16 protein-coding genes are annotated in these 12,597 nt (G+C 66.0%); all 16 read right to left on the minus strand.

The window, feature by feature from the left end:
- Window positions 1-78 precede the first annotated feature (78 nt).
- The 16 genes from ybgF to PDM29_RS02515 all read right to left on the minus strand — a co-directional run bounded on the left by ybgF (window position 79) and on the right by PDM29_RS02515 (window position 12,556).
- Entirely contained in the window at window positions 79-897 is an 819-nt protein-coding gene (gene ybgF / locus PDM29_RS02440) for a tol-pal system protein YbgF (RefSeq protein ID WP_311192315.1), read from the minus strand.
- Window positions 898-900: 3 nt separating this feature from the next.
- Window positions 901-1,416 (minus strand): peptidoglycan-associated lipoprotein Pal, encoded by a 516-nt coding sequence (gene pal, locus PDM29_RS02445; RefSeq protein ID WP_311192316.1) that lies wholly within the window; start codon window positions 1,414-1,416, stop codon window positions 901-903.
- Between the two features lie 62 nt (window positions 1,417-1,478).
- Window positions 1,479-2,798, minus strand: coding sequence for a Tol-Pal system beta propeller repeat protein TolB (tolB, locus tag PDM29_RS02450; protein ID WP_311192317.1), 1,320 nt, complete (start codon window positions 2,796-2,798; stop codon window positions 1,479-1,481).
- A 152-nt stretch (window positions 2,799-2,950) separates the two neighbouring features.
- A complete protein-coding gene (locus tag PDM29_RS02455; protein ID WP_311192318.1) occupies window positions 2,951-3,304 on the minus strand; it encodes a TonB C-terminal domain-containing protein in 354 nt (117 codons plus the stop codon).
- A gap of 6 nt (window positions 3,305-3,310) precedes the next feature.
- A complete protein-coding gene (tolA, locus tag PDM29_RS02460; RefSeq protein WP_311192319.1) occupies window positions 3,311-4,369 on the minus strand; it encodes a cell envelope integrity protein TolA in 1,059 nt (352 codons plus the stop codon).
- Window positions 4,359-4,787 (minus strand): protein TolR, encoded by a 429-nt coding sequence (tolR, locus tag PDM29_RS02465; RefSeq protein WP_311192320.1) that lies wholly within the window; start codon window positions 4,785-4,787, stop codon window positions 4,359-4,361. Before tolR ends, tolA begins: the two co-directional genes overlap by 11 nt.
- Before the next feature lie 23 nt (window positions 4,788-4,810).
- Window positions 4,811-5,587 (minus strand): protein TolQ, encoded by a 777-nt coding sequence (gene tolQ, locus PDM29_RS02470; RefSeq protein ID WP_311192321.1) that lies wholly within the window; start codon window positions 5,585-5,587, stop codon window positions 4,811-4,813.
- Between the two features lie 10 nt (window positions 5,588-5,597).
- The gene (ybgC, locus tag PDM29_RS02475; protein WP_311192322.1) at window positions 5,598-6,029 is read right to left on the minus strand and encodes a tol-pal system-associated acyl-CoA thioesterase; all 432 of its coding nucleotides are present in this window, start codon (window positions 6,027-6,029) and stop codon (window positions 5,598-5,600) included.
- Window positions 6,019-7,059 carry a Holliday junction branch migration DNA helicase RuvB gene (gene ruvB / locus PDM29_RS02480; RefSeq protein ID WP_311192323.1) on the minus strand — a complete coding sequence of 347 codons (1,041 nt, stop codon included), beginning with the start codon at window positions 7,057-7,059 and terminating at the stop codon, window positions 6,019-6,021. The genes ybgC and ruvB overlap by 11 nt, the downstream gene beginning before the upstream one ends.
- A 99-nt stretch (window positions 7,060-7,158) precedes the next feature.
- Window positions 7,159-9,078 carry a potassium transporter Kup gene (locus PDM29_RS02485; protein WP_425508706.1) on the minus strand — a complete coding sequence of 640 codons (1,920 nt, stop codon included), beginning with the start codon at window positions 9,076-9,078 and terminating at the stop codon, window positions 7,159-7,161.
- 44 nt (window positions 9,079-9,122) lie between these two features.
- Window positions 9,123-9,710, minus strand: a complete 588-nt coding sequence (ruvA, locus tag PDM29_RS02490) for a Holliday junction branch migration protein RuvA (RefSeq protein ID WP_311192324.1) — start codon at window positions 9,708-9,710, stop codon at window positions 9,123-9,125.
- A 10-nt stretch (window positions 9,711-9,720) separates the two neighbouring features.
- Window positions 9,721-10,242: a crossover junction endodeoxyribonuclease RuvC gene (ruvC, locus tag PDM29_RS02495; protein ID WP_311192325.1), complete on the minus strand. Its 522-nt coding sequence runs from the start codon at window positions 10,240-10,242 to the stop codon at window positions 9,721-9,723.
- Between the two features lie 14 nt (window positions 10,243-10,256).
- Entirely contained in the window at window positions 10,257-10,988 is a 732-nt protein-coding gene (locus PDM29_RS02500; protein ID WP_311192326.1) for a YebC/PmpR family DNA-binding transcriptional regulator, read from the minus strand.
- An 80-nt stretch (window positions 10,989-11,068) separates the two neighbouring features.
- The gene (locus PDM29_RS02505) at window positions 11,069-11,701 is read right to left on the minus strand and encodes an esterase/lipase family protein (protein WP_311192327.1); all 633 of its coding nucleotides are present in this window, start codon (window positions 11,699-11,701) and stop codon (window positions 11,069-11,071) included.
- 4 nt (window positions 11,702-11,705) lie between these two features.
- Window positions 11,706-12,218, minus strand: coding sequence for a GNAT family N-acetyltransferase (locus tag PDM29_RS02510; protein WP_311192328.1), 513 nt, complete (start codon window positions 12,216-12,218; stop codon window positions 11,706-11,708).
- Window positions 12,219-12,238: 20 nt separating this feature from the next.
- Entirely contained in the window at window positions 12,239-12,556 is a 318-nt protein-coding gene (locus PDM29_RS02515; protein ID WP_311192329.1) for a DNA primase, read from the minus strand.
- Window positions 12,557-12,597 lie beyond the last annotated feature (41 nt).

Consider the following 12,597-nt stretch of genomic DNA (forward strand, 5'->3'; position numbering starts at 1 on the left):
CTTCGGAAACGGGCGCGGCCGGGCAAAGCCCGGCCATCATTCAATCCAACATTATACCGGCCTGGGCCGGTGGGGGCGTCAGCGGATCTGCTGGCCCAGCCGGATCGACTGCAGGCGGTCCTGCGCGGTACGGGCGGCGTCCGAGCCTGGGTAGGTGCTGACCACCTGCTCCAGGGTCGCCTGGGCCTCGTCGACCTTGCCTTCGCCATACTGCGACAGGCCGATCTTGAGCAGACCGCCCGACGCCTTGTCGTGGGTCGGATAGCGGGCGATAAGGTCGCGGAACTGCGCCTCCGCCTGCGGGAAATTGCGGATGGCGTAGTAGCTTTCACCCAGCCAGTACAGCGCGTTGGGGGTGTAGACGCCGTTCGGGTAGAGCTCCAGGAAGCTCAGGAACATCTGCGCCGATTCGTCGTACTTGCCGGCCTTGAGCGAGTCAAAGGCCACGTTGTACATGGTGCGCTCGTCGCCGCTGGCGGCCAGGGCACCGGCATCGCCGTGCACGGACGGGGGTCGCTCGGTGGCGACCACAGGCGGTTTCGGCGCGGCGGGCTTGGCAGCGGCCGGGGCGTTCGCAGCCGGGACGGCCGGAAGTGCCGGTGCAGCGCCGCCTTCCAGACGATTCAGACGACCGTCGAGGTCCAGGTACTGATCCTGGGCGGATTGTTTCTGCTGGGCGTTGTCGTGCTGGAGCTGTTCAACCGTGCTCTGCAGCTGCTGCACCTGCTGGCGCAGGGCATTGATCTGGTTCAACAGGTCCTGGTTGGAGCTGTTGTTGTACATCTGCTGCTCGAGCGCGCCAACGCGGTCGGCCAGGCTCTGCCGCTGGGCCTGCGCCGGTGCGGCAGCCACGAGGGCTGCCGCAACGACCAGCATCAGTTTGATGCCGATGCGCATGACTTACTGCGCGGTGTAGACGATTTCGACGCGACGGTTCTGCGACCAGCAGGACTCGTTCGACTCGGTGCAGACCGGACGCTCTTCACCGTAGGACACGTCGGTCAGCTGCGAAGCCGAGCCACCGTTGGCCTGCAGAGCCGAGTTCACGGCGGCGCTACGACGCTCACCCAGGGCCTGGTTGTAAGCGCGCGAACCGCGTTCGTCGGTGTGACCCTGCAGGGTGATGCGCGAGGACGGACGGTCACGCAGGTACTTGGCGTGGCAAGCCATGATGGCCTGGAATTCCGACTTCACTTCTTCCTTGTCCAGGTCGAAGTACACCACGCGCTGGCGCAGGCAGGCGTCGGTGTCCAGGTCGCCCGGGCCGTACAGGCCGGAGGTCGACGGGCCGGTCGGCTGGGTGGTGGAGCCGGTGTCGACCGGGGCCGGAGCCTCTTCCTTCACCTTCTTGGAACAGCCGGCCAGGACGGCCACAGACAGCAGGGAGACAAGCAGAACGCGGGTGGACTTGTTCATAGAATACCTTTGAGGGCTAAAGCCGGATGAGGGGATGAATACGGGCGAATCTTAACACTCTGTTAGCGCTTTGTACGGTATGGCGACCAAGAAGGCTCACGAACGTCGCCGTCCGCCAGTACCAACCGCTGGCGCACGCGCCCGTCGGCCGAAACTGCATACAAAACCCCACGTCCACCCTCGCGGGCGGCGTACAACACCATGCTTGCGTTGGGCGCGAAGCTCGGCGATTCGTCGAGCGACCCGACGGACAGGGTGCTCCAGCGCGGGGAGCCCAGGCTGCTGTCCATCATCGCGATCTTGTAGGTGTTGCCGCTGCCCTGGGCCATGACGATCTTTTTGCCGTCATAGGAGACGCCCGGCGTGGCGTTGTAGTTGCCCTGGAAGGTGACCCGCGAGGCGCTGCCGCCACTGGAGGCCACCTGGTAGATCTGCGGGCGTCCACCCCGGTCGGAGGTGAAGTAGATGCTGCTGCCGTCGGCGCTCCAGGTCGGCTCGGTGTCGATGGCGAAGTGGTTGGTGAGCTGGGTCAGCTGCTTGCTGCCCAGGTCCATGACGTAGATTTCCGGGTTGCCGCTGCGCGACAGCGACAGGGCCAGGCGGCGGCCGTCCGGCGAGAACGACGGAGCACTGTTGATGCCGCGGAAGCTGGTGATCAGCTCACGGGCACCGGTGGTGATGTTCTGGATGTAGATCGCCGAATTGCCCCGCTCGAAGCTGACATAGGCCAGGCGGTTGCCGTCCGGGCTCCACGACGGCGACAGCAGCGGTTCGGCCGAACGCACGATGGTCTGCGGGTTGTAGCCGTCCGAATCAGCCACCATCAGCGCATAGCGCATGGCTGCGCCCTTGCCGCTGGCGGTGACGTAGGCAATACGGGTCCAGAAGGCCCCACGCACGCCGGTGATCTTCTCGTAGATGGCGTCGGCCATCTGGTGGGCCACGTCACGCATCGCGGTGCTGCGCGCGGTCATGGCCAGGCCCAGCAGGCGCTCACCCTTGGGCACGTCGTACAGCTCATACTCCACGCGGTACGCGCCGGCACCGGCATCCAGCACGCGGCCGACCACGATGTAGTTCTGCTTCAGCGCGCGCCAGGTGGCGAAATTGATCTCGCCGCCGCGGGTGGGCTTTTCCAGGATCTGCTCGACCGGCAGGTTGCGGAACTGGCCGGAACGCTCCAGGTCAGCGCGGACCACAGCGGCGACGTCGGTCTCCGGGGCTGCAGCCGACCCCTGGTAGGGCATGGGGGCCACGGTGATCGGCGTGGCCGAGGCGTTGCCGCCGATGATGTCGATATCCAGACCGCGCTGTTGCGCGACGGCGGCGAAGGGCAGCAGTAGAGCCGCAAACACGGCAAACCAGCGAGGCATCTTCTTCATTGAGCGCTCAGTAAGAGAAAACCAATTACGAGGGATAACAGCAGTGCGGTGAACAGTTTCGCAATCATGAACCAACCGGGTGTGAAATCCGAGTGGTCAGCGGCGATTTGATCACATGCCGTTAACAGAAACAGGCGTCCAGATCCGCATCGTCAGCGCAGCGGTGCTTGGAACTTCAGCATCATCCAACGCTGGAAGACGGACTCAAATCCGCGGTACGGCAGCGGCTGCGCACGCAGCACGGCGGCTTCGATGGACGCTTTCCCCGCCTCGTCGAACTCGCAGTCCGCCGTGACGGTCGCGCTGGCGATCGCCCCGCCCGGCAGTTGCACAACCTTGACCTCGCAGCGCGACCCGGGCTTCAGCGTCGCCGGAAGGGTCCAGTTCCCCAGCACGCGCGAATGGATCGCCGCCACATACTCCGCTTCCAGGTCCGTAGAGGCCAGGGAAGCCGGACTGATTCCGGCGATCAGGCCCGCCAGCATCCATTTGCCAATCGTCCTCATCGGATATCAACGATCCTGGGCGGTGAAGGTGAAATTGACCGTTCGAGTAAACACCGACTCGAACCCGCGGTACGGCAGCGGCTGGGCATTGAGCACGGCGGCCTCGATTGAGCGCTTGCCGGCCTCATCGAACGGACAGCTGGAGCTGACCTTGGCCTGGATCACAGTACCGCCCGGAATCTGGGTGATCGCAATCTGGCACCTCTGCCCCAATGGTACCGAATCCGGTCGCTGCCACTGTGCCAGCACCTTCTGCTGGATCGCGGCGGCGTACTTGGCCGACAGGTCGTCGCTGGTACCGCCACCGCCCGCGGAGGGCTGCGCAGCACCGGCGGAACCGCTGGTGGAGGCACCGGACGCCGCACGCGCCGCCGTGACCTGGCGCAGCTTCTGCTCGGCCAGCTTGGCTTCCTTCTCGGCCGCTTCGCGACGGCTGCGGATCTCGGCAATCTTCTTCTGCCGCTCCGCTTCCGCCTTGGCATCGTTGGCTTTCTGCGCCTGCTCGGCCAGCTTCTTCTGCTGCTCGGCTTCCTGCTGCTTGGCCAGCCGTGCCTTCTGCTCGGCCTCTTTCTGGCGTTCGCGCTCGGTCAAGTCAATCTGTTCCTGGCGACGCTTGGCTTCCTGCTCCTGCTTTTCCTTCTCTGCCGAGATCGCCATCGCGTTGACCGCAGCCTGGTCGACCTTGTCGGGCTGGGCGATACGTTCCTGCGCCTGTTGCTGCTGCGGGCTCAGCGCATCCTGCGGACGCGGTTCGGGCAGCGGCTGCGGAGGCGGCACGGTGTCTTCTTCCACCGGGGTCGGCTGCGCCACCGGCTCGGGCAGGTCGGGCAGTTTTTCCGATGCGCGCAGCGCCTGACGGGCTGCGGCGGCTTCCGACGCGGTCAGGGTCATGCTGGCTTCCAACGCGGGATCGCCCACTGCGGCCTCGGTGTTGCGGTCAGGCGACCACAACCAGCCGGCAATCAGCACCAGGGCCACCAGCAGGTGCACGGCAACCGCCAGGACGACCGGCAACGCCCAGTCGTCTTCGGGGGAACGCGGCGGCGGCAGAACGTTAGTTTGCATCGGTCGCCAGACCCACCTTCTCCACGTTGGCGCGTTTGATCACGTTCATCGCGTCCACGACTTTTTCATAGGCGACAGCCTTGTCGGCGGCCACGATCACGCGCAGATTCTTGTCCTGGCTGATGAGCGCGCCGAGCTGTGCCTGCAGCTGGGTGGCATCCACCGGCTCCGGCTGCTTGGCGTCAGGCAGCTTGAGGCTGAGCTGGCCGTCCAGGCGTACCGAGACAACCACCGGGTCTTGTTTGCTTTCCAGCGCCTTGGCCTGCGAACTGGGCAGGTCCACATCGAAGCTGAGGGTGAGCAGCGGCGCGGTGACCATGAAAATGATCAGCAGCACCAGCATGACGTCGATGTAGGGAACGACGTTGATTTCAGATTTGAGCTTGCGGCGCTTGCGGCGGCCGATGGCAGCGGTCATATCGGAGCTCCTGTCTGCCGCGCTCAGGCGTCGTTCGAGGTCTGGCGCTGCAGGATCGAGCTGAACTCATCGGCGAAGGTTTCAAACCGCACCGACAGGCGCTCGACCCGGGTGGTGAAGCGGTTGTAGGCCCACACCGCCGGAATCGCCACGAACAGGCCGATCGCGGTGGCGAACAGCGCTTCGGAGATGCCCGGTGCGACCGAGGCGATACCGGCCTGCTCGCCGCTGTTGATCATGTCGTGCATGGTCACCATGATGCCGAACACGGTACCCACCAGGCCGACGTACGGCGCGGTCGAACCGATGTTGGCCAGCAGTTCCAGGTTGCGCTCCAGCTGGTCCACTTCGCGGGTATAGGTGGTGCGCATGGCGCGCTGCGCCCCTTCCAGCTGTGCGCGGGCATCCAGCCGGCGGCCTTCGCGCAGACGGGTGAATTCACGGAAACCGGACTCGAAAATGGCTTCCAGACCGCCGACCTTGCGGTTGCGGTCGGTGGCGGCGGTGTACAGCTTGCCCAGATCGGCACCGGACCAGAAGCGGCCTTCGAACTCATCGGCCTGGCGGTTGGCCGCACTGAACACACGGGCTTTGCGGAAGATGATGATCCAGCTGATGAACGAGCCGGCCAGCAGCAGCAGCACGATGAAGATCACCGGGTAGCTGGCCTTGGTCATCAGCTCGAAATAGTTGATGCCGCCGTGCGCGTTCTGCGCAACAGCCTGCGACGCAGCGCTGGTTACTTCCTGCGGCAGTGCCTCGACCACGGTGGCCTGCAGGGCCAGGAGCATTGCGATCATCCGGTGTTCCTCAGTATGCGGATTCTGGAAATTCGTAGGGTTTCAACGCGGCATGCAGAACATCGTCCATGCCACGTGGTTTGAATGTGGAGGCGTCCAATGCCGCGATCTTCACCTGGGCGGTCAGCAGCGTTTCATCGCCGCGACACACTGCCTGGCTGAACACCATGCTGGCGCGCTTGCACTGCACCAGCCGGGCACTTACCGCCAGCGCGTCGTCCAGCCGCGCCGGCTTCAGGAAATCCATGCTCATCGAACGCACGGCAAACACCAGCCCGTGCTCGATGCGGGTGCGCTCCTGGCCGAAGCCCAGCGCGCGCATCCATTCGGTCCGTGCCCGCTCCATGAAGGCCACGTAGCGGGCGTGGTAGACCACGCCACCTGCGTCCGTATCTTCCCAATAAATGCGTGTCGGCCAACTGAACCGGGGATCAACCACCATCGGGCACCTCGGCGAACAGGTCGGCCGGCGGGTTCTTCGGCTTCAGCCCCATGTGCCGGTAGGCCTTGTGCGTGGCCATGCGGCCGCGCGCGGTGCGCACCAGGAAGCCCTGCTGGATCAGATAGGGTTCGACCACGTCTTCCAGCGTGCCCCGCTCTTCCGACAGCGCCGCGGCCATGGATTCCACGCCCACCGGGCCGCCGTCGAAGTAATCGATCAGGGTCTTGAGCATGCGCCGGTCGAGGTCGTCGAAGCCTTCCGGGTCGACCTTGAGCATCTGCATGGCGGCCTGCGCCACCTCTTGATCAATATGCCCGCCCGCCTTGACCTGCGCATAATCGCGCACCCGCCGCAGCAGCCGGTTGGCGATGCGCGGGGTGCCGCGCGAACGCCGCGCGATCTCGGCGGCCCCTTCCGCGGTGCAGTCGATGCCCAGGATGGTGGCCGAGCGGCGCACGATCCGGGTCAGTTCCTCCGGGGTGTAGAACTCCAGCCGGTGCACGATGCCGAAGCGGTCGCGCAGCGGCGCGGTCAGCAGGCCGGCGCGGGTGGTGGCCCCGATCAGGGTGAACGGCGGCAGGTCGATCTTGATCGAGCGGGCGGCGGGCCCCTCACCGATCATGATGTCAATCTGGAAGTCTTCCATCGCCGGATACAGCACTTCCTCGACCACTGGCGACAGGCGGTGGATTTCGTCCACGAACAGCACGTCGTGCGGCTGCAGGTTTGTCAGCAGCGCGGCCAGGTCACCGGCCTTCTCGATCACCGGGCCGGAGGTCACCCGCAGGGCGACGCCCAGCTCGTTGGCGATCACGTGGCTCAGGGTGGTCTTGCCGAGCCCGGGCGGGCCGAAGATCAGTACGTGGTCGAGCGCTTCGCTGCGTGCCTTGGCCGCTTCGATGTAGATCGACAGCTGCTCGCGCACGGGGGCCTGGCCGAGGTAATCGGCCATGCGCTTGGGGCGGATGCTGGCGTCGGTGCTGTCGTCCTCGCGGGTCGCGCCGGCACCGATGATGCGGTCGTCAGTCATCCCGCGATTATGCGGCAAAACGGGTGACGACCAACGGTCGTCACCTACCAGAGATGGCAAAAATGTCCGGTAGCGGCCGACCGCTGGTCGGTCGCCGCGTCAGATCTCGACCTGCGCGCCCAGCTCCACCAACCGGTTGCCCGGAATCCGGAAGAACCCGGTGGCCGGGGCGGCATTGCGGTGCATCAGCGCGAACAGCTTGTCGCGCCAGATCGGCATGCCGCGGTTGGCGGTGGCCACGATGGTCTCGCGGCTGGCGAAGAAGGTGGTGTCCATCGGGTCGAAGTAGATGCCGCCGTGGTCGCACGAGCGCATCAGCGCCAGCGGCACGTCCGGGGTTTCCATGAAGCCGAAACGCACGAACACCCGGTAGAACTCGTCGCCCACCGACTCGATCTTCAGCCGCTGCCCCTCCATCGCATACGGAATCGGCAGCGTCTCCACGTGCAGGAACACGTTGCGTTCGTGCAGCACCTTGTTGTGCTTGAGGTTATGCATCAACGCATGCGGGGCCACGCTCGGGTCGGCGGTGAGGAACACCGCCGTGCCCGGCACCCGCACCGGCGGGGCCAGCATCAGCCCGGGCAGGAAGGTGTCCAGACGGATACCGTCCTTGCGGATCTCGTCGCGCAGCAGCTCACGGCCGCGCCGCCAGGTGCGCATCATGGTGAACAGCACGATGCCCAGCACCACCGGGAACCACGCGCCCTGCAGCAGCTTGGCCCCGTTGGCGATCACAAAGCCCAGGTCAATGATGAAGAACACCACGCACAGCGGAATGATCCAGTAGCGCGTGCGCGGCCACAGCGCGCGCGCCACCAGCGCCAGCAGCAGGGTGTCGATCAGCATGGTGGCCGACACCGAAATGCCGTAGGCCACGGCCAGGTTGGACGAACTGCGGAAGGCCAGCACCAGCCCGATCACCATCACCGCAATGCCCCAGTTGATGCCGGGAATGTAGATCTGGCCGATGGTGTCGTGCGAGGTGTGGGTGATGCGCATGCGCGGGATGTAGCCCAGCTGCATGGCCTGGCGCGAGACCGAGAACGCGCCGGTGATCACCGACTGCGAGGCGATCACCGCGGCCATGGTGGCCAGGATGATCATCGGATACAGCGCCCAGTCCGGCACCGCCTCGAAGAACGGGTTCTTCACCGCCTCGGGGTGGTTCAGCACCAGCGCGCCCTGCCCCAGGTAGTTCAGCACCAGGCATGGCAGCACGAAGAAGTACCAGGCGTGGCGGATGGGCTTGGCCCCGAAGTGGCCCATATCGGCATACAGCGCCTCGCCACCGGTCACCGCCAGCACCACTGCGCCGAGGATGAAGATGCCGTGCCAGCTGTGGTCCATGAAGAAGCGCACCGCCCAGTAGGGGTTGAAGGCCTTGAGCACTTCCGGTGCGTCGACGATGTTGTACAGGCCGATCGCCGCCAATGAGATGAACCACACCGAGGTGATCGGTCCGAACGCCTTGCCGATCTTCTCGGTGCCGAAGCGCTGCGCGGCAAACACCATCAACAGCACCACCACGGTGATCGGTACGATGAACGCATGCAGGCCCGGCGCGGCCACCTCCAGGCCTTCCACCGCGCCCAGCACCGAAATGGCAGGGGTGATGACCCCGTCGCCGAAGAACAGCGACGCCCCGAAGATGCCGAGGATCCCGACCACATACGCCGAACGCGAGCCGTTGCGCATGGTGCGCTGGGTCAGGGCCATCAAGGCCATGATTCCGCCTTCGCCGTCGTTGTCGGCGCGCATGATGATGGTCACGTACTTGAGCGTCACCACCAGCATCAGCGCCCAGAACGCCAGCGACAGCACGCCGAGCACGGTGTCATGGTTGCCCACCAGCCCGTAGTGCTCGGAGAAGGCTTCCTTCAGGGTGTACAGCGGGCTGGTCCCGATGTCGCCGAACACCACGCCGATGGCACCGATCATCAGCGCCATGCCGCTGCCTGGCGGGGCATGCCCGTGGCCCGCGTGCGCGCTGTCGTGCTGATGGGAAGTGCTGGACATGGGACTCCGGTCTGGCGTCTTTTCTGGAAAGGGAGAGCCGCGCCTCAGCGCAGCGCGGCCTGCAGGGCCTTGCGGATCACAGTGGCGACATCGTCGCCGTCGGCGTTGGCGTCGCGCGCCATGCGCGCCGCTTCGGCCGGTTTGTAGCCCAGCTGCTGCAGGGCCACGGTGGCCTCGGACACCGGGTCGGGTCCGATCGCACCGGATATCGGCGCACCGCCACCGCTGAAGTTGGCCGCGCGGTCGCGCAACTCCAGCACCATGCGCTCGGCAGTCTTCTTGCCGATGCCAGGGATGCGGGTCAATGCGGTGACGTCGCCCGCCTGCACCATGCGCGCGAACTCGTCCACGCTCACCGCCGACAGCACCGCCAGCGCGATCTTGGCCCCGATGCCGCTGACCTTCTGCACGTCGCGGAACAACCGGCGCTCGCCCTCGCGCAGGAAGCCGTACAGCGAAACGCTGTCTTCCTTCTGCGCGTAATGGGTGAACAGCACCACTTCCCGGCCCAGGTCGGGCAGGTCGTAGAAGGTGCTCATCGGCGCTTCCAGTTCATAGCCGACGCCATTGACGTCCAGCAGCAGCCACGGCGGTGCCTTGTAGGCCAGGATCCCGCGCAGACGACCAATCATGCAGTTGTCCTCATTTCCGGCTCCAGGCCTGGCGGGCATTGACCCCCAGGCGCTGCGCCGTCGCCCTTACGTGGGCATGGGTGATGGCCACCGCCAACGCGTCGGCGGCGTCGGCCTGCAGCTTGGTTTTCAGGTTCAGCATAAGCCCGACCATGTGTTGGACCTGTTGCTTTTCCGCCCCGCCCCGCCCGACCACCGCCAGCTTGATCTCGCTGGCCGCGTACTCGTGCACCGGCAGGTCGCGCATGACCACCGCCGAAATCGCCGCGCCACGGGCCTGGCCGAGCTTGAGGGCAGAATCGGGGTTGCGGGCCATGAACACCTTTTCGATGGCCACCTCGTGCGGGCGGTACTCGTCGACCAGTGCCGACAGCCCCTGCACCAGCAGCTTCATGCGCTGGGGGAAGTCATCGGCACCCAGCAGCACCAGCGGCAGGTGGTGCACATGCACCACCTTGCCGGTGGGGTCGACATCAATGATGCCCACCCCGGTCCGCTGCGAACCGGGGTCGATGCCGAGGATCCGGACCATGGGGGACTACGCCGTCAGGCGTAGGCGTCCGCGCCGAGATCGGCGTTGGAGTACACGTCCTGGACGTCGTCCAGGTCTTCCAGCATGTCCAGCATCTTCTTGACCTGCAGGGCGGTGTCGCCCTCGACCTTGATGTCGTTGTCGGCGCGGAAGGTGATCTCGGCATGGTCCGGCACGTGGCCGGCCGCCGTCATGGCGTCCTTGACCGCCTGGAAGGCGTCCGATGCCGTTACCACGTCGATCGAGCCGTCATCGGGGTACACCACGATGTCATCCGCACCGGCCTCGATGGCCGCCTCGGTGATGGCTTCTTCGTTCGCGCCGGGGGCGAAGCTGAGCACGCCCAGGCGCTTGAACATGAAGGCCACCGAGCCGTCGGTGCCCATGTTGCCGCCACACTTGCTGAAGGCATGGCGGACATCGGCGACGGTGCGCACGCGGTTGTCGGTCAGGCAGTCCACGATCACCGCCACGCCGCCGGGGGCATAGCCCTCGTAGCGCACTTCCTCGTACACCACGCCTTCCAGCTCACCGGTGGCCTTCTTGATGGCGCGCTCGATCACGTCCTTGGACATGTTCGCAGCCAGGCCCTTGTCCATCGCCACGCGCAGACGCGGGTTGTTGTTGGGGTCGCCTCCACCGCCGCGCGCGGCCACGCCGATCTCGCGGATGATCTTGGTGAAAATCTTGCCGCGCTTTGCGTCAGACGCATTCTTGCGGGCTTCGATGGAGGGGCCTCTACCCATGGGTGTTTCCGTGCATGAAGTCAGGAACAGGGCGCGGATTCTACCCGATCAGGCGCTGCGAACGTGTTAGCCGGCCTTGTTCAGGCCGCGTGGGCGGCCGGATCGTGGCGGAACCGGCCGTCGCGCAGGAAGGCGGCGGTCTGGCGCGCGGCCTCCGGCGAGAACACCAGCCCGCTGTGGCTGGCGGCCACCACGCAGTGGTCGGCCAGGCCGGGCAGACGGGTTTCATCCAGCGCCACGGTGCCATCGGACGCCTCGCCGATGGCCCCGAGCAGACTGCCCAGGCCGTGCGGCACCGAGCCGGCGATCAGCCCCACCTGTGCCTTGCCCTCCCAGGCCGGCAGGCCATCGAGCAGGAGTTCGCCACTCCGCCCCAGTGCCATCGCCCAGCCATGGTCGGCCAGCGAGCGGGCGGTGCCTGATCCGCGCAGCGGCGAGCCCAGGCAGACCACGCGGGAGACCGGCAGGTCGGGCTGCTGGCGCAGGGCTTCCAGGGCGACCAGTCCGCCCAGGCTGTGCCCCACCAGCGATATCGGCTCACTGCCCTGCAGGCGCTTGAGCAATTGCGGCACCGCCACCTCCGGTCCGCCGAACACGCTGGAATAGCCAAACGTGTCCACGCGGAAGCCGCGCGCGCGCAGCCGCCAGGCCAACGGCCCAACCCAGGCGCGGGCATTCCAGATGCCGTGCAGCAGCAACACAGAGGGAGTCATGCGATCAGGGTACGCGCCGCAGGATGAACTCCAGGTCGCGCACCTGCCCGACCGGGAATTCGTAGGTGCCGACCTTGCTGAATCCGTAGCGGGCGTAGAAGCGCTGCGCGCCGAAGTTCTCCGACCACACCCCCAGCCACAGGGTGCGCGGACCGTCGCGTTCCAGCCAGGCCAGCGCGGTTTCCAGCAGGCGGCTGCCCCAGCCGCAGCTCTGCTCATCCTTGATCAGGTACAGCCGCTTGAGCTCGCCGTCGCCGGGCTTCACATCGTCATGCGGCAGGCCGCACGGGCCGGCGGCGGCGTGGCCGACGGCCACACCGTCCTTTTCCAGCAACCAGACCGCGTAGTCCGGGTGCGAGAGGATCACCCGCTGGCGGTCCTCCGCGTAGGCTTCGTCCAGAAAATTCTGCAGATCCTGCGGCGGATACAGGTGACCAAAGGTTTCCACGAAGGTGCGCGCGGCCAGCACCGACAGGGTCGGTGCATCGTCCGGGCCGGCGCGGCGGATGGTGTACACGGGGACGATCAGGCCAGGCCTCAGGCCTTGGCTCCGTCGGTGGCGGCGTCTTCTTCTTCGCCGTCTTCTTCCTCTTCGTCCTCGTACTCTTCCTCGTCTTCCTCTTCGTCTTCGTCGAGGTCGTCTTCTTCTTCGTCCTCGTAGTCTTCGACGCCGAAGTCTTCACCGTCCCAGCGGCCTTCGCCGTCGACCACGAAGGTCAGCGCCATCGCGGCGGGGCTGGTGCCCACGCGGACCAGCCAGCCGCCGAAGACGCGGGCGCGCTCGGTAACCAGGTTGGCGTCGGAACCGACGTTGCCCAGCTTTTCCCATTCCAGATTGAAGGATGCTTCGGTCATTGCTGGGTTTCCTTGTGTGGTTGTGATGTCTGGGGTTGCCG

The sequence above is a fragment of the Stenotrophomonas oahuensis genome (assembly GCF_031834595.1).
Lineage (GTDB): Bacteria > Pseudomonadota > Gammaproteobacteria > Xanthomonadales > Xanthomonadaceae > Stenotrophomonas > Stenotrophomonas oahuensis.

Excerpts from the sequence above, each read along its gene's own strand:
- PDM29_RS02500 (WP_311192326.1), bottom strand. The coding sequence starts at position 10,988 with ATGGGTAGAGGCCCCTCCATCGAAGCCCGCAAGAATGCGTCTGACGCA.
- PDM29_RS02455 (WP_311192318.1), bottom strand. The coding sequence starts at position 3,304 with ATGAGGACGATTGGCAAATGGATGCTGGCGGGCCTGATCGCCGGAATC.
- ruvC (WP_311192325.1), bottom strand. The coding sequence starts at position 10,242 with ATGGTCCGGATCCTCGGCATCGACCCCGGTTCGCAGCGGACCGGGGTG.
- pal (WP_311192316.1), bottom strand. The coding sequence starts at position 1,416 with ATGAACAAGTCCACCCGCGTTCTGCTTGTCTCCCTGCTGTCTGTGGCC.
- tolA (WP_311192319.1), bottom strand. The coding sequence starts at position 4,369 with ATGCAAACTAACGTTCTGCCGCCGCCGCGTTCCCCCGAAGACGACTGG.
- PDM29_RS02515 (WP_311192329.1), bottom strand. The coding sequence starts at position 12,556 with ATGACCGAAGCATCCTTCAATCTGGAATGGGAAAAGCTGGGCAACGTC.
- PDM29_RS02485 (WP_425508706.1), bottom strand. The coding sequence starts at position 9,078 with ATGTCCAGCACTTCCCATCAGCACGACAGCGCGCACGCGGGCCACGGG.
- ybgC (WP_311192322.1), bottom strand. The coding sequence starts at position 6,029 with ATGGTGGTTGATCCCCGGTTCAGTTGGCCGACACGCATTTATTGGGAA.
- PDM29_RS02505 (WP_311192327.1), bottom strand. The coding sequence starts at position 11,701 with ATGACTCCCTCTGTGTTGCTGCTGCACGGCATCTGGAATGCCCGCGCC.
- ruvB (WP_311192323.1), bottom strand. The coding sequence starts at position 7,059 with ATGACTGACGACCGCATCATCGGTGCCGGCGCGACCCGCGAGGACGAC.
- ybgF (WP_311192315.1), bottom strand. The coding sequence starts at position 897 with ATGCGCATCGGCATCAAACTGATGCTGGTCGTTGCGGCAGCCCTCGTG.
- tolQ (WP_311192321.1), bottom strand. The coding sequence starts at position 5,587 with ATGATCGCAATGCTCCTGGCCCTGCAGGCCACCGTGGTCGAGGCACTG.
- ruvA (WP_311192324.1), bottom strand. The coding sequence starts at position 9,710 with ATGATTGGTCGTCTGCGCGGGATCCTGGCCTACAAGGCACCGCCGTGG.
- tolB (WP_311192317.1), bottom strand. The coding sequence starts at position 2,798 with ATGAAGAAGATGCCTCGCTGGTTTGCCGTGTTTGCGGCTCTACTGCTG.
- tolR (WP_311192320.1), bottom strand. The coding sequence starts at position 4,787 with ATGACCGCTGCCATCGGCCGCCGCAAGCGCCGCAAGCTCAAATCTGAA.